This is a genomic window from Enterobacter sp. MALB-1 (genome assembly GCF_041021625.1).
GTDB classification, from domain to species: Bacteria; Pseudomonadota; Gammaproteobacteria; order Enterobacterales; family Enterobacteriaceae; genus Enterobacter; species Enterobacter oligotrophicus.
The window spans coordinates 1,636,735-1,651,465 of the sequence record NZ_JBDPJL010000001.1 but is presented as its reverse complement, the minus strand read 5'-3'; the positions used below and the strand labels follow the sequence as shown (position 1 = coordinate 1,651,465).

At 54.6% G+C, this 14,731-nt stretch carries 12 protein-coding genes; 5 read left to right on the top strand and 7 right to left on the bottom strand.

What is annotated here, in order from left to right:
* Window positions 1-26: 26 nt before the first annotated feature.
* The gene (locus tag ABGB15_RS07865; RefSeq protein WP_215722343.1) at window positions 27-1,805 is read left to right on the top strand and encodes an adenine deaminase; all 1,779 of its coding nucleotides are present in this window, start codon (window positions 27-29) and stop codon (window positions 1,803-1,805) included.
* A gap of 20 nt (window positions 1,806-1,825) precedes the next feature.
* A complete protein-coding gene (locus tag ABGB15_RS07860; protein ID WP_215722344.1) occupies window positions 1,826-3,169 on the top strand; it encodes an NCS2 family permease in 1,344 nt (447 codons plus the stop codon).
* 8 nt (window positions 3,170-3,177) lie between these two features.
* On the opposite strand, the gene ABGB15_RS07855 is transcribed toward ABGB15_RS07860, so the two are convergent.
* From ABGB15_RS07855 to ABGB15_RS07845, 3 genes are read right to left on the bottom strand one after another with little or no spacing between them, the layout of a single operon-like run.
* Complete coding sequence (locus tag ABGB15_RS07855) at window positions 3,178-5,364, bottom strand: polysaccharide biosynthesis tyrosine autokinase (RefSeq protein ID WP_215722345.1); 2,187 nt, start codon at window positions 5,362-5,364, stop codon at window positions 3,178-3,180.
* The gene (locus ABGB15_RS07850; protein WP_152081601.1) at window positions 5,364-5,813 is read right to left on the bottom strand and encodes a protein tyrosine phosphatase; all 450 of its coding nucleotides are present in this window, start codon (window positions 5,811-5,813) and stop codon (window positions 5,364-5,366) included. Before ABGB15_RS07850 ends, ABGB15_RS07855 begins: the two co-directional genes overlap by 1 nt.
* Window positions 5,813-6,952, bottom strand: a complete 1,140-nt coding sequence (locus ABGB15_RS07845) for a polysaccharide export protein (RefSeq protein ID WP_152081602.1) — start codon at window positions 6,950-6,952, stop codon at window positions 5,813-5,815. The genes ABGB15_RS07850 and ABGB15_RS07845 overlap by 1 nt, the downstream gene beginning before the upstream one ends.
* Window positions 6,953-7,418: 466 nt before the next feature.
* On the opposite strand from ABGB15_RS07845, the gene ABGB15_RS07840 reads away from it, so the two are divergent.
* A complete protein-coding gene (locus tag ABGB15_RS07840) occupies window positions 7,419-7,751 on the top strand; it encodes an RcnB family protein (RefSeq protein ID WP_152081603.1) in 333 nt (110 codons plus the stop codon).
* The gene (locus tag ABGB15_RS07835; protein WP_215722346.1) at window positions 7,702-8,181 is read left to right on the top strand and encodes a GNAT family N-acetyltransferase; all 480 of its coding nucleotides are present in this window, start codon (window positions 7,702-7,704) and stop codon (window positions 8,179-8,181) included. Before ABGB15_RS07840 ends, ABGB15_RS07835 begins: the two co-directional genes overlap by 50 nt.
* Window positions 8,182-8,286: 105 nt before the next feature.
* Here ABGB15_RS07835 and apbC read toward each other — a convergent pair whose 3' ends face one another.
* The gene (gene apbC, locus ABGB15_RS07830; protein ID WP_152081605.1) at window positions 8,287-9,396 is read right to left on the bottom strand and encodes an iron-sulfur cluster carrier protein ApbC; all 1,110 of its coding nucleotides are present in this window, start codon (window positions 9,394-9,396) and stop codon (window positions 8,287-8,289) included.
* 137 nt (window positions 9,397-9,533) lie between these two features.
* Between apbC and metG the strand changes: the two genes are divergently transcribed.
* Window positions 9,534-11,567, top strand: coding sequence for a methionine--tRNA ligase (gene metG / locus ABGB15_RS07825; protein WP_152081606.1), 2,034 nt, complete (start codon window positions 9,534-9,536; stop codon window positions 11,565-11,567).
* Window positions 11,568-11,675: 108 nt separating this feature from the next.
* Here the strand turns inward: metG and ABGB15_RS07820 are convergent, their stop codons facing one another.
* The 3 genes from ABGB15_RS07820 to ABGB15_RS07810 are packed head-to-tail and all read right to left on the bottom strand — an operon-like array spanning window position 11,676 to window position 14,592.
* On the bottom strand, window positions 11,676-12,146 hold the full coding sequence (locus ABGB15_RS07820) for a DUF1456 family protein (protein ID WP_152081607.1): 471 nt from the start codon (window positions 12,144-12,146) through the stop codon (window positions 11,676-11,678).
* Between the two features lie 47 nt (window positions 12,147-12,193).
* Window positions 12,194-12,913: a two-component system response regulator BtsR gene (gene btsR / locus ABGB15_RS07815; protein ID WP_152081608.1), complete on the bottom strand. Its 720-nt coding sequence runs from the start codon at window positions 12,911-12,913 to the stop codon at window positions 12,194-12,196.
* The gene (locus tag ABGB15_RS07810; RefSeq protein WP_215722347.1) at window positions 12,907-14,592 is read right to left on the bottom strand and encodes a sensor histidine kinase; all 1,686 of its coding nucleotides are present in this window, start codon (window positions 14,590-14,592) and stop codon (window positions 12,907-12,909) included. Before ABGB15_RS07810 ends, btsR begins: the two co-directional genes overlap by 7 nt.
* Window positions 14,593-14,731: the final 139 nt, after the last annotated feature.

The following is a 14,731-nucleotide window of genomic DNA, read 5'->3' as shown; positions in this document are numbered from 1 at the left end:
GTTTGAATGCTGGAACCGTTAATTGCATGACTGCTGAAACCCGACGCCGCGCCGTTCAGGCCGCGCGAGGCGAAACACCTTTCGACCTGCTGCTCACGCATGTCCGAATTGTTGATATGGCTACAGGCGAGATCCGCAATGCCGATGTCGGCATTGTCGGAGAACTGATCGCCAGCGTCCATCCGCGCGGAAGCCGAAGCGATGCGCTTGAGACGCACGATCTGCAAGGCCACTTCCTGTCCCCAGGCCTGATGGACACACACGTCCACCTCGAAAGCTCTCACCTCCTGCCTGCCCGCTACGCGGAAATTGTACTGGCGCAGGGCACCACGGCGGTGTTCTGGGACCCACATGAGCTGGCAAACGTACTGGGTATTGAGGGCGTGCGTTTTGCAATCGAGGCCAGCCGTAACCTGCCGCTGCAGGTGATGGTGGCCGCCCCCTCAAGTGTCCCCTCCACGCCGGGGCTGGAGATGTCGGGTGCTGATTTCGCCGGAGACGAGATGAATACCCTACTCCGCTGGCCGGAAGTGCGCGGCGTAGCGGAGGTGATGGACATGCACGGCGTGCTTAACGGCAGCCAGCGAATGCTGGAGATCCTGCAGGCGGGGCTTGAAAGCGGTAAGCTCATTGAAGGCCATGCGCGCGGGCTCAGCGGTGCAGATTTACAGGCTTACCTGGCGGCTGGCATGACCTCTGATCATGAGTTGACCTCCGCCGAAGATGCGCTGGAAAAATTACGCGCCGGGCTGACGCTGGAAATTCGCGGTTCACACCCCTATCTGCTGCCGGATATCGTCAGGGCGCTGAAAACCCTGCCGCATCTTTCATCGCAGATCACGGTCTGTACTGACGATGTTCCGCCGGACATACTGCTGGAAAAAGGTGGAATTATTGCGTTGCTGAATCTGCTTATTGAGCACGGATTACCGGCAACGGACGCGCTGCGCTTTGCCACGCTGAACGCCTCCCTTCGTCTGCAGCGCAACGACCTGGGGCTGATTGCTGCCGGACGTCGTGCCGATTTGGTGGTCTTCGATTCCCTTGAAAAACTGACGGCTCGCCAGGTTTACGTGGCCGGGAAAATGATTGCTCAGGACGGAGCGATGATTGAACCGATTGCAGATGCCGCACTGGCACTGCCATGCGATACCGTGCATTTGTCTTCGCTGAGCGCCGATGATTTTCACATGCGTATTGCCGGTGCGCACCACGGTGTCGCCCGTCTGCGCCACATCAGCGGCGCACGGTTTACCCGCTGGGGGGAGACTGACGCGCAGGTGCGTAACGGAAAGGTGCAGATCCCGGAGGGCTTTAGTGTGATCTGGGTTCAGCATCGTCACGCACGCCATGCGGCAAAACCGCAGATTGCCCTGCTGGAAGGTTGGGGAGCGCTGCGCGGTGCAATCGCCACCAGCTACTCCCACGATTCGCATAATCTGGTGGTACTGGGCCGCGATCCTGACGATATGGCGCTGGCCGCCAATGCGCTGATCCAGAGCGGCGGCGGCATGGCCCTGGCGCAAAACGGCAAATTAATTGCCCATGTTGAAATGCCGATTGCAGGCATGCTGTCGGACCAGCCCCCTGCCGGGCTGGCGCGCCAGTTCCGGGAGCTGCGCGAACGCAGCAGCCTGATTGCCGACTGGGAACCGCCGTACCGGGTATTTAAAGCGATTGAGGGAACCTGCCTTGCCTGTAATGCCGGGCCACATTTAACCGATCTTGGGCTGACCGATGGCACCACGCGCCAGATTGTCGATCCGCTGATTTCTTACCGGGAAACCCCGGACACAACACAATAATACCGAAGGAGAGCCGGATAATGGCCGACAATACCGTTAATTCGCCAGCACCAGGGAGCTGGCTCGAACGTCGTTTTGCACTGCATTCGCGCGGCAGTACGGTGCGCACTGAATGTCTCGCCGGGATCACCGGCTTTCTCGCGGCGGCCTATTTACTGGTGGTGATCCCCGGTCTTTTGGCGACAGGCGGCATGGATAAAGGCGCGGCAACCACGGGGACGATTCTGGTGTTTGTTGCCGGTACGCTGCTGATGGCGTTCTATGCGAACTTGCCGTTCATCGTCGGACCGGGCATTGGCGGCTCAGTCCTGGTCGGCGTAACCCTTGCCGGAAGTGGAGGGATAGGCTGGCAAATTGGCCTGGGGATCGCCTGCTGGTCCGGCATTCTGTTCTTCCTCTTGACCCGTTTTGGCCTGCGCGAAGTGGTCACCCGTTCCGTACCTCAGTCTATCAAACTGGGGCTGACGGCCTCCATCGGTCTGTTTGTCGCGGTCCTCGGTTTTCGCAATGCCGGGCTGGTGCTGGCAAACGCTAAAACCAATGCACTGATGCTGGGCGATTTTCTTTCACCCGGCGCGCTCGTGGCACTGTCTGGTTTGTTCCTGGCAATCGCGTTGCAGGCCCGTCGTATTCCGGGCGCGATTTTGTGGGCCATCCTGTTCGCGACCCTGGTCGGGCTTCCGTTGGGCGTGACGAAATTGCCATCCAGCTTTATTGACGTTCCTCATTCGCTGACGCCGGTGTTGGGTCACATCGACATGTTGGGCGCACTGAATATTGCTTTCCTGCCTTTCCTGTTTGTCTTTTTCGCTTCTGAGTTTTTTTCTACGATGGGGACCACCCTGGCGGTGGGCGGTGAGGCTGGCTTGCTTGATGAAGAGGGCAACATGCCGCAAATTAACCGCCCGTTTATGGTCGATTCGATTGCTGCCGCCATCGGACCGTGGGTAGGGATACCGGCTGCGACAGCGCTTATAGAGTCGTCGGCAGCAGCAGAAGCGGGTGGCAAAACCGGCATGACGGCGCTGGCCGCCGCGGTGATGTTCCTGCTGATGCTGCTTTTCACGCCCATCGCGCTGATGATCCCGAAAGAAGCGACCGCGCCCGCACTTATCCTGATCGGTCTGAATATGTTCAGCGGCTTGCGAAAGGTTGATCTGGCGAACTTCACCGAAGGTCTTCCGGTCCTGATGATGGTGATGATCACCCTGATTGCCAATAGCTTCGGGACGGGTATTGCTGGAGGGTTACTGTTTTACATCATCATCAAGACGATTGCCGGGAAATGGCGCGAAATCCCTGTTGGACTTTGGGTTCTCGCCATCCCCCTTGTGTATTACTTCGCTACGCTAGTGAAGCACTAATCCTGCAGTCACTTTTGCTTCGGGGTGTAGTCGTAGTCCTGATAACTACACCCTGAGCTGTAATAAAGTGCTCTGGATTTCACAATATCGTTCAGAATAGTGCCGCTCACCTTCACGCCCGCCTGATGCAAACGTTTCAGGCTGGTCTCCATCTCTTTCATTGTGGTTTTACCGAAGCGAGCAACCAGTACCGTTGTTGCGGCCTCTTTTGCAGCCAGCGCAGCATCCGTTACGGCAAGCACGGGCGGTGTGTCGAGAACAACCAAATCATAATGTTCATCAGCCCATGACATTACGGCCTTAAAACGATCGTTCAGCAGCAACAGTGAAGGATGAGACAGCACCGGGCCACAGGTCATCACATCAATACCGCCTTTTTCATAACGCTGAATGACATCCTGACACTCCTGTTTTCCGGCGAGCACGCTGGTTAGCCCGATATGATTACGCAGACCAAAGATGTTATGGACATACCCTTTGCGCATATCCGCATCAATAAACAGCACCCGTTGCCCCGCCTGAGCCGCAATGGCTGCCAGCGATGTGCTGACCAGGGTCTTTCCGCAGTCCTGAGTCGGGCCGGAAATCATCACAATGCGATTTGCGGCATCCATCATGGTGAAATGCAGACTGGTACGCAGCCCCCGCACCGCCTCAATGAACATATCCGTCGGTCTCTCTACAGGCAGGAAGGGGATTTCCGACGTTTTATGTTTCCACTGGGAAGCAAATGGATTCGTCCTGCGCAGGTGTGTTTTTTTCCATAGCCAAACCGAGTGTGGCAGCGTCGCGAGTACCGGAATTCCGTGGGCTTCCAGCTCCTCAGAAATCATAATACCGCGCTTCAAAGCGACAATTACCAGCAGATAGCCCATTGAAACCATCATGCCCGCCAGCATGCCAACGAGAATAATCAGCGCTTTTTTGGGCTTTAACGGCTCTGGTTGAGTCACTGCAGTATCGATGATCCGCACATTTCCGATGACACTGGAGCGCGAGATATTTAACTCTTGCTGGCGCGTCAGCAGTTGCAAATAGATGGCCCGCCCGGATTCCACGTCCCGACTCAGACGTAAAATTTCCTGTTGCGTCGAAGGCATCGTTGAGACACGCCCATTCAGGCGCGCCCTCTGCTGTTCCAGTGTGTGGCGTTTTTCTCTTAAAGCACGATAAGTAGGGTGATCCTTTTTAAAAAACTGTGAGATTTCAGCTTCGCGAAAGGTCAGTTCGTTCAACTGGTTTTCTACATTCACCACCTGATCCAGAACCGATTTGGCTTCAAGGGATAAGTCGACGGAATCGCGCTGCTCACGGTAAGTATTAAGCCGCGCCTCGGCCTGATCCAGCTCACCGCTGATTTTTGGTAACTGGTGCTTTAAAAACGCAAGGCTCCGGGCATCCTGAGCTTCCTGGCGGGCAATATTTTGCTTGAGATAATTGCCTGCGATACTGTTGAGTATTGCCGGGATTTTTTCAGGATCTTCACCCGTCAACGTTAGCACCAGCATGCCGCTCTGCTTAGACGATTCAGTAACGATAAAGCGTTTAAACAGCCGGTTTATGGTGTCGAGCCTCGTAAACGTTTTTAACGTGAATTGCGCCCCTGTTGCCGCAGCAAGTGACGTGACCTGCAACGATACGCCATTTTTGGTGAGCAGCTTTCCGACAACCCCTTCAGCATGAACGTTATCCCCGTCAACGCGGTATTTCCTCTGCCCCAGAACCGTCAGTACCAGCTCTTGCGGCTTCCCCTCACGAAGGGGGATCTGCAGTGACTGAAGCGTTATTTTACCCGGCGTCTCCCCCCTAAGCCGCCCCCACAACGAGCCCAGCACCGGCATCACTCGGGGTTTAACCTGCTGCGTTAACCCTAACTCATCGACGGTCTCACCCAGAATCATGCGTGATTTAAGGAGCAACAGCTCTGGCGCAACATCAGGTGAAAGCTCACTGCCAAGCTGGCTCAGGTTCTTCAGCAGGCTGTTATTCTGTTTCGCTTCAATCTGTATCAGGGCATCAGCCTGATAAACAGGCGTGGTGGAAAACGCATAAATCCCCGCAAATAACGTGAACAGGAAGGTGACGCTCAATATCATTACGCGGTGATCGACCATCTCGCCGAGAAAACGGACGATATCAATTTCATTTTTTTCAGGTGCTGCGGCACCATAATTGTCTGCTGAATAAGACGACATTAATGCTTCATTCCTTTTTGCCCTAAACGGCGTGCCCATTCCTGGCTGGCTTTACCCAACTGCCCGAAAACGTATTCGAATGCTTCATGGCTTTTACGGTACGGATCGGGAATGATCTGCGGGTCCAGCCATTGCCCGAACAGCAGCGATTTGCCGCGAATCTCCGGTGCCATAGCGGAAATAAAGTGAAGATGCTCTGGCTCCATCACCAGAATCAGATCGGATTTTTGCATCAGGCTACGCGTCAGTTTGCGCGCCACATGACCGTCAAGTGAAATGCCGTGACGCAACGCGACAACCTGGGCATCTTGATCTGCCGGGCTTCCTTCCTGCCCCCAAATACCCGCAGAAGAGACCTGCTTCCCCGGTAAAAGCTGGCGCAAAAGTCGCTCCCCGATGGGAGAGCGACAAATATTGCCGGTACAAACCACTAATATGGAATTAAACATTATTGCGGCCACGATCTGATGTAGCGGACCGTTTCTGTCAGGTCATGTACGCCACTGATTGTCGGCACAAGCTGTGTGATCACCCGGTTCCAGCGTGACAGCGGTGCCGTGGTGACATAGACGATGTCATACGGTTCCAGCTGGAATTCCGTTCCCAGCACCATTGCGGAGGCATCCTTCGCATTGAGCTGGTAGATGTTGGCAATCTTGCCCGCCTGCCCGGATTGGGCAACCGAACGAATGACAAAAATCCCGGTGGCATCCGCCATGTCCTGGTTTAAACCGCCTGCACTTCCCAGGGCTTCGGCCAGCGTCATGCCGCTACGATCCATCTTCAGCGTGCTCTGTTTAACCACCTCCCCCATCACGAACACTTTCAGCGCATCGTTACGCGGCACGAAAAGAATATCGCCAGGATAGAGCAGCTTATTTTGTGTGAGATCGCCGTGCTGCATCAGCGCATACAGAGAGAGACGTAAGTCCTGACCATTATGCGTAAGCACAACATTGCGCCAGTCAGCATCGGCGGAGAGGCCACCAGCAGCATTGACGGCATCCATCACCGTTAATGGAATATTGGTGATAGCCTGCTGACCCGATTTAACCACCTCCCCCGTGACGTAGGCTTTTTGTGAACGGAAAGCGGCGACGCTGACATCCACCTGGGGGCTTTCGATAACATTTTCCAGCCGGGCGGTGATCTCATCACGCACCTCAGCAACCGTTTTTCCGGCCGCATGCAGTTTGCCGACGTAAGGATAGAAGAGTGTGCCGTCGGCATTGACCCAGTTACCTGCATCACTCGCGCTACGGTATTGTCCGGCTGGCGTCGTCAGTTCAGGGTGGTCCCAGACGGTCACCGTCAAAATGTCACCGGTTCCAATGCGGTATTCCCAGTTTTTGATCTGCTCATCCAGATTAGGATTTGCCTGAGATTTCAGTGCGGGAGAGCGGAGTTTTTCAACAAGCGAAGGCGTAAGGGGATAAATATCCATACGTTTGTCTATATAATTAAGTTCTTCCGTAGACGTAATTCGATTTTTTCCTCCCGTGCTTATAGTTTGCCCTGGAGAAAATACGCACCCTGTCAACTGGCTTAGTGTTAAGAATATTACAGAGAGAGCTGTTATTTTTTTCATTTAAAGTGATTTGTCATCCATGAACGAGTGAAAGACGTACAACCAACCAGCCACAAGCTATTCGCACCATTAAACACAGTTGTTTTCAGTTAATTAAACAGACAATTTCATCATAACGTGAAATAAAACAACCAGACGATTGAATTAACTACAGGCGAATTATTCGATTCCATTTTTTATAATCTTATATCTTATTTCATTAAAATGCATGCCACATTTCTGATAAAGCAATATTTAACATGCATTTTCAGAATTAATTAAAAAAACCATAACCCCAGTGAAATAGTCCGACCTAAATACATTCACACAAAGAATAGCGCTGGCCTGTTTCACTACACAAAACCGTTCACTTTTGTTACATTTTTTATCAAACACACCAGGCGCTGATCCTTAGAATGGTCTGCCTGCCAGGCTGTCAACGCAACAGCAGGCTGTGAGTATCTGTAACGGTATAACTGGAGAAAAAATGGCTAAATGTAAATGGCTGCTTCTGGGTGCAGTAATGTCTCTGGCGAGTGTGGCCTCTGCCGCCCCACAAACGGGGTCTGCGCCTTCTGGCATCAAAGCCTATGAAGAGCAAGAGTTCATTGCCGATTTCACAAAGTTCAAGATCGGCGACACGGCTCCCGCGCTGTATCAAACCCCTGAATACACCATTAAACAGTATCAGCTGCGAAATCTGCCCGCGCCGGATGCAGGTACACACTGGACCTACATGGGCGAAAACTATGTCCTGATTGGCGATGCGGATGGCAAAATCTACAAAGCCTATAACGGTGACATCTTCTATCACCGCTAAGGCGATGTTAATCCGGCCGTGGCAGGAGAGCGATCGCCCTTTCCTGCGCACGCTCTATCTCCACGCCCGGCGTGACGCCTGGCCATGGCTGGACAGCGCAGCGTGGCAGCTTGAAGATTTTGACGCGGCAATTCTGGACGAAGAGATTTGGGTGGCGGTGCAGGATGGGCATCGACTTGGCTTCGCCTCAGTCTGGACGAACGATAATTTTCTGCACAATCTGTTTGTCGACCCGCAGTATCAGAGCCTGGGCGTCGGGCATATGTTGCTTGAGCACGTACAGAAGACGTTTACCAGTACGGGGGCGCTGAAGTGTCTGGTGAAAAATACGCGGGCGATTGCCTTTTACCAGCGACACGGCTGGCATATTGAGGCATCCGGGAATTCTCCGGAAGGAGAGTATTATTTGATGCACTATCGGTTGGGTTAAAGTCGGGTGGCGGCTTCGCCTTACCCGACCTACGTGATGGTGCCATTTGTAGTTTCGTAGGCCGGGTAAGGCGAAGCCGCCACCCGGCACTAAAACGCAGAGGCGTTACACCGCGCGGAACGCGATTTCGCTCGGGATCACTTCGCCCTGCCAGTAAAGCTGCGCCGCAACGCGCCCCGCCAGCTGACGATACATCTCCGCAAATTCGCTGTCCGGACGGCTGACCACCGTCGGTTTCCCGCTGTCCAGATCTTCACGCAGCGTAATGTGCAGCGGCATCTGCCCCAGCAGTTGGGTGTGATACTGCGCCGCCAGCTTTTCCGCACCGCCAGTACCGAAGATCGGCTCATGGTGCCCACAGTTGCTGCAGATATGCATGCTCATGTTCTCGACGATACCGAGCACCGGCACTTCGACTTTCTCGAACATCACGATGCCTTTTTTGGCGTCGATCAGGGCGATATCCTGTGGCGTCGTGACCACGACCGCACCGGTAACAGGAATGTTCTGCGCCAGCGTCAGCTGAATATCACCGGTGCCCGGCGGCATATCCAGCACCAGATAATCGAGATCCGGCCACATTGTCTCCTGCAGCATTTGCATCAGCGCTTTGCTGGCCATCGGGCCACGCCAGACCATCGCGTTGTCGTCAGTGACCAGATAACCGATGGAGTTGGTCGCAAGACCATGCGCCATGATCGGTGCCATGTGCGTGCCGTCCGGCGAAGTTGGACGCTGGTTTTCTGCGCCCAGCATGTTCGGAATGGACGGGCCGTAAATATCCGCATCCAGAATGCCGACCTTCGCCCCTTCGGCAGCCAGTGCCAGTGCGAGGTTTACCGCGGTGGAGGATTTACCCACCCCGCCCTTACCCGAGCTAACGGCGATGATGTTTTTCACACCGTTAACGCCCGGCTGGTTTTTCACGCGTTTCAGCGTGGCGATGCTGTGGCTCAGCTTCCAGTCGATCGCTTTTGCGCCGGTAATGCGCAGCAGCTCGGAGCTGGTTTGTTCTTTCAGCACATCAAATGCACTCGTCCAGACAAACGGCATCTGCAGTTCGATGTGCAGCGTGTCGTCCAGCCAGGCGACGTGGTGCAGCGCTTTCAGCGTGGTGAGATTGTGCTTCAGGGTTGGATGCTGAAAATTAGCCAGCGTCCCGGCGACCATTGCTCGTAAGGCTTCCGGTGATTTGGCCTGGGATTGAGAACTCATCCCGACTCCTTTGTTCTTGTGAATAAGACCTTAGATGAACAAGTTTACCTGAAAGGCCGTGGTTTGTGCTTACTTAATAATGCCCCTTTTGGTAATATCGAAAACCCTTTTCACAGTTAAAAGAAGTAATGCCTACTATGACTCAAGTCGCGAAGAAAATTCTGGTAACGTGCGCCCTGCCGTACGCCAACGGCTCAATCCACCTCGGCCACATGCTGGAGCATATCCAGGCTGATGTCTGGGTCCGTTACCAGCGAATGCGCGGCCACGAGGTTAACTTCATCTGCGCCGATGATGCCCACGGCACGCCGATCATGCTGAAAGCACAGCAACTGGGGATTTCCCCGGAGCAGATGATTGCCGAAATGAGTCAGGAGCATCAGACCGATTTTGCTGGCTTTGACATCAGCTATGACAACTATCACTCCACGCACAGCGACGAAAACCGCGAGCTGTCGGAGCTGATCTACACCCGTCTGAAAGAGAACGGTTTTATCAAAAACCGCACCATTTCTCAGCTGTACGATCCGGAAAAAGGCATGTTCCTGCCGGACCGTTTCGTCAAAGGCACCTGTCCGAAATGTAAATCTCCGGACCAGTACGGCGATAACTGCGAAGTGTGCGGCGCGACCTACAGCCCGACCGAGCTTATCGAGCCGAAATCCGTGGTCTCCGGCGCGACGCCTGTGATGCGTGACTCCGAGCACTTCTTCTTCGACCTGCCGTCGTTTAGCGAAATGCTGCAGGCGTGGACCCGCAGCGGCGCGCTGCAGGAGCAGGTGGCGAACAAGATGCAGGAGTGGTTCGAATCCGGCCTGCAGCAGTGGGATATCTCCCGCGATGCACCGTACTTCGGCTTTGAAATCCCGAACGCACCGGGCAAATATTTCTACGTCTGGCTGGACGCGCCAATCGGCTACATGGGCTCCTTCAAGAACCTGTGCGACAAGCGCGGCGACACCACCAGCTTTGACGCCTACTGGAAGAAAGATTCCGATGCCGAGCTGTACCACTTCATCGGCAAAGACATCGTTTACTTCCACAGCCTGTTCTGGCCAGCGATGCTGGAAGGCAGCAACTTCCGCAAACCGACTAATCTGTTTGTTCATGGCTATGTGACGGTCAACGGCGCGAAGATGTCCAAATCTCGCGGCACGTTCATCAAAGCCAGCACCTGGCTGAACCACTTCGACGCCGACAGCCTGCGCTACTACTACACCGCGAAGCTCTCTTCCCGCATCGACGATATCGACCTGAACCTGGAAGATTTCGTGCAGCGCGTGAACGCGGACATCGTCAACAAGGTAGTGAACCTGGCGTCCCGTAATGCGGGCTTTATCGCTAAACGCTTTGACGGCGTGCTGTCTGCTGAACTGGCCGATCCTGAGCTGTATAAAACCTTCACCGATGCCGCCGCCGCGGTTGGCGAAGCGTGGGAAAGCCGTGAATTCGGTAAAGCGATTCGTGAAATCATGGCGCTGGCCGACGTGGCTAACCGCTACGTGGACGAGCAGGCACCGTGGGTTGTCGCGAAACAGGAAGGCCGCGATGCCGATCTGCAGGCCATCTGCACCATGGGTCTGAACATGTTCCGCGTGCTGATGACCTGGCTGAAGCCGGTTCTGCCACAGCTTGCTGAACGTGCTGAAGCGTTCCTGAACACCGAACTGACCTGGGACGCCATCCAGCAGCCGCTGCTCAGCCACAAAGTGAACACCTTCAAAGCGCTGTACAACCGCATCGAAATGAAGCAGGTTGAAGCGCTGGTGGAAGCCTCTAAGGAAGAAGTGAAGGCTGCTGCGGCACCGGTAACCGGCCCGCTGGCGGACGATCCGATTCAGGAGACCATCACCTTTGATGATTTCGCGAAAGTTGACCTGCGCGTGGCGCTGATTGAAAACGCGGAATTCGTGGAAGGCTCTGACAAACTGCTGCGTCTGACGCTGGATCTGGGCGGCGAGAAGCGTAACGTCTTCTCTGGCATCCGTTCTGCGTATCCTGATCCGCAGGTGCTGATTGGCCGTCAGACGGTGATGGTTGCCAACCTGGCACCACGTAAAATGCGCTTCGGCATCTCTGAAGGGATGGTGATGGCCGCAGGCCCTGGCGGGAAAGATATCTTCCTGTTAAGCCCTGACGAAGGCGCGAAGCCGGGTCAGCAGGTGAAATAAAAAAAAAGCCGGAGATAATCTCCGGCTTTTTTTTGCCCGGCGGCGCTCCGCTTGCACGGGCCTGCGGGTTTTGTAGGCCGGGTAAGGCGAAGCCGCCACCCGGCTAAATCACGCCTTCGGATGATGCACCCGGTGAGTCAGCCCGCGCAGGAAATTACGCAAAAACTGGTCGCCGCACTCGCGGTAGTTTTTGTGGTCCGGCGCGCGCATCATGGCGGTGATTTCCGGCATCGACACGCGGTATTTCTGCTCGGTCATGATCGTCAGGATATCGTCGGTTTTCAGTGAAAACGCAATCCGCAGCTTTTTCAGTACCGTGTTGTTGTTCACCCGACGCTCCAGCGCCAGCTCCGGCGCAGATTCATCTTTGCCGCGCTTGTCGTAGATAAGGCCGTTCAGAAAACCAGACAGAATGATGTCCGGGCAGCGAACGAAGCCCTCTTCATCTTCTTTGGTCATCCAGGTATCGAAGCTGGCCGACGTGGCTTCCATATCGGAAAGCGCAAGAATGCGCACCATGTCGTTATTATTTGCTTTCAGGGTGTAGCGCAGGCTACGAAGAATATCATTACTAATCATGAGTGCCTTTAACTGTCGATGATGCAATGCCGCGCAGTGTACCAGCTTTACAGGCCTATCGCCTCTTTCAAACTCTTCAGATAGCGACGGCTAACGGGCACGGTTTGCCCGGCACGCAGCACCAGCTCCGCCTGGCCGTTATCTTCCAGACGGATCTCCTTCAGGTGCGCCATATTTACCAGGTACTGTCGGTGGCAGCGAATCAGCGGCGTGCGGCTCTCCAGCGTGCGTAGCGTCAGCTCTGTAAACCCTTCGTTACCTTCCGCGCTGGTGACATACACCCCGCTCAGACGGCTGCTGACAAAGGCGACATCATCCATCTGCAGCAGGTAAATTCGGCTATGGCCGGTGCACGGAATAAATTTCAACGGCTGCTGATTGTCCGGCAGCAGCGTCATATCCTGTACGGTGCGCTCCTGACGTAAACGGGTGAGCGTTTTTTCCAGACGCTTCTCTTCTATCGGCTTCAGCAGATAATCAAACGCATGTTCTTCAAACGCTTTGACGGCATATTCATCAAAGGCCGTCAGAAACACGATGTAAGGGCGGTGCTCAGGATCAAGCATCCCGACCATCTCCAGCCCGCTTATCCGCGGCATCTGAATATCCAGGAACAGCACGTCCGGGCGCAGCTTATGAACCGCGCCGATACCCTCAATGGCGTTTGCGCACTCACCCACAATCTCAATGTCAGGCTGCTCCTGCAACAGAACGCGCAGGTTTTCCCGTGCTAACGGCTCATCGTCAACAATCAGCACTCTCAACATGCGTTTTCCTCCAGCGGCAGTCGTAGGGTAATTCGGGTAAAGCGATCTGGCTCACAGGCGACAGTGATGCCACAGTCGTCACCAAAATGCGCGCGCAGGCGTTTATCCACCAGGCTCATGCCTAACCCACCTGAGGCGGATTGTTCATACAGACCGGCGTTATCTTCAATATCCAGCACCAGATGGTGGTTAAACCGGCTGGCAGAAATGGTGATCTCCCCCATTCCCAACAGTTGCGACGTGCCGTGCTTGATGGCGTTTTCCACGATGGGCTGCAACGTAAAGGCCGGAAGATGCTGGTACGCCAGTTCATCGGGAACGGAGAGCGACACCTGCAGGCGCGACTGAAAACGCGCTTTCTCAATCTGCAGATAGGCATTTACATGCTCTATCTCATCGGCCAGCGTAACAATTTCCGACGGGCGCTTGAGGTTCTTGCGGAAAAAGGTCGACAGGAACTGCACCAGCTGTGCCGCCTGATCGCTGTCACGGCGAATCACCGCTTTGAGCGTATTGAGGGCGTTAAACAGGAAATGCGGATTCACCTGAGCATGCAGGAGTTTAATTTCAGACTGCGTCAGCAATGCCTTCTGCCGTTCATACTGCCCCGCCAGAATTTGTGCGGAAAGCAGCTGCGCAATCCCCTCCCCCAGCGTGCGGTTGATGGAGCTGAACAGTCGGTTTTTTGCCTCATAGAGTTTGATCGTGCCCATCACCCGCTGATTTTCACCGCGCAGTGGGATCACGAGCGTCGAGCCGAGTTTGCACTGCGGATGGAGCGAACAGCGATACGGCACTTCGTTACCGTCGGCATAGACCACTTCCCCGGTTTCAATGGCGCGCAGAGTATAGGCAGAAGAGATCGGTTTACCCGGCAGGTGGTGATCGTCCCCGGTGCCGGTAAACGCCAGCAGCCGCTCACGATCCGTTATCGCCACCGCGCCGATATCCAGTTCTTTATAAAGTACCAGCGCCACTTTCATGCTGTTCTCTTCGTTAAAGCCCTGACGCAGTATCCCTTCCGTCGATGCGGCAACTTTTAAGGCGGTGGCGGAAAATGCCGACGTGTATTTCTCAAACATCGCGCGCTTATCGAGCAAAATACGCATAAAGAGGGCCGCGCCCACGGTGTTTGTCACCATCATTGGAGCGGCAATACTGCTGACCAGGTGGAGCGCATCGTCAAACGGCCGGGCAATCAGCAGAATGATCGCCATCTGCGCCATTTCTGCCACAAAGGTAATAGCCCCTGCGGTTATCGGGCTGAAGACTTTATCCGGCCGTCCACGTTTGATCATGTAGCTGTGGACCAGGCCCCCCAGCAGCCCTTCGACGATCGTTGAGATCATGCAGCTTAGCGCCGTCATTCCGCCCATCGAATAGCGATGCAGGCCGCCGGTTAACCCGACAAGCCCTCCCACGACGGGGCCGCCGAGCAACCCGCCCATCACTGCGCCAATGGCGCGCGTATTGGCAATAGAATCTTCAATGTGAAGACCAAACCAGGTCCCCATGATGCAGAATATGGAAAAGACAACGTAGCAGAGGAATTTGTGCGGCAGGCGTACGGTGACCTGCATTAGCGGGATAAACAAGCGCGTTTTACTCATCAACCAGGCGATGACCAGAAACACACACATCTGCTGAAGCAACAGCAGTACCAGATTAAACTCGTACATACTCACAAACCGCACACTCTAAAAACGCGTAACATACACTGAAGGAGCTTAACTTTCTTTGAAGCAGCCCATAAAAGGTATAAATCGTGTCCGTCATCACACCTTTTGCTGAACATAACGTATACTTCGCATTATTTGT

Coding starts and splice junctions, on each gene's coding strand:
- ABGB15_RS07820 (WP_152081607.1), bottom strand. CDS start 12,146: ATGATTAGTAATGATATTCTTCGTAGCCTGCGCTACACCCTGAAAGCA.
- ABGB15_RS07840 (WP_152081603.1), top strand. CDS start 7,419: ATGGCTAAATGTAAATGGCTGCTTCTGGGTGCAGTAATGTCTCTGGCG.
- ABGB15_RS07810 (WP_215722347.1), bottom strand. CDS start 14,592: ATGTACGAGTTTAATCTGGTACTGCTGTTGCTTCAGCAGATGTGTGTG.
- ABGB15_RS07860 (WP_215722344.1), top strand. CDS start 1,826: ATGGCCGACAATACCGTTAATTCGCCAGCACCAGGGAGCTGGCTCGAA.
- ABGB15_RS07855 (WP_215722345.1), bottom strand. CDS start 5,364: ATGTCGTCTTATTCAGCAGACAATTATGGTGCCGCAGCACCTGAAAAA.
- ABGB15_RS07835 (WP_215722346.1), top strand. CDS start 7,702: ATGGCAAAATCTACAAAGCCTATAACGGTGACATCTTCTATCACCGCT.
- apbC (WP_152081605.1), bottom strand. CDS start 9,396: ATGAGTTCTCAATCCCAGGCCAAATCACCGGAAGCCTTACGAGCAATG.
- btsR (WP_152081608.1), bottom strand. CDS start 12,913: ATGTTGAGAGTGCTGATTGTTGACGATGAGCCGTTAGCACGGGAAAAC.
- ABGB15_RS07850 (WP_152081601.1), bottom strand. CDS start 5,813: ATGTTTAATTCCATATTAGTGGTTTGTACCGGCAATATTTGTCGCTCT.
- ABGB15_RS07865 (WP_215722343.1), top strand. CDS start 27: ATGACTGCTGAAACCCGACGCCGCGCCGTTCAGGCCGCGCGAGGCGAA.
- metG (WP_152081606.1), top strand. CDS start 9,534: ATGACTCAAGTCGCGAAGAAAATTCTGGTAACGTGCGCCCTGCCGTAC.
- ABGB15_RS07845 (WP_152081602.1), bottom strand. CDS start 6,952: ATGAAAAAAATAACAGCTCTCTCTGTAATATTCTTAACACTAAGCCAG.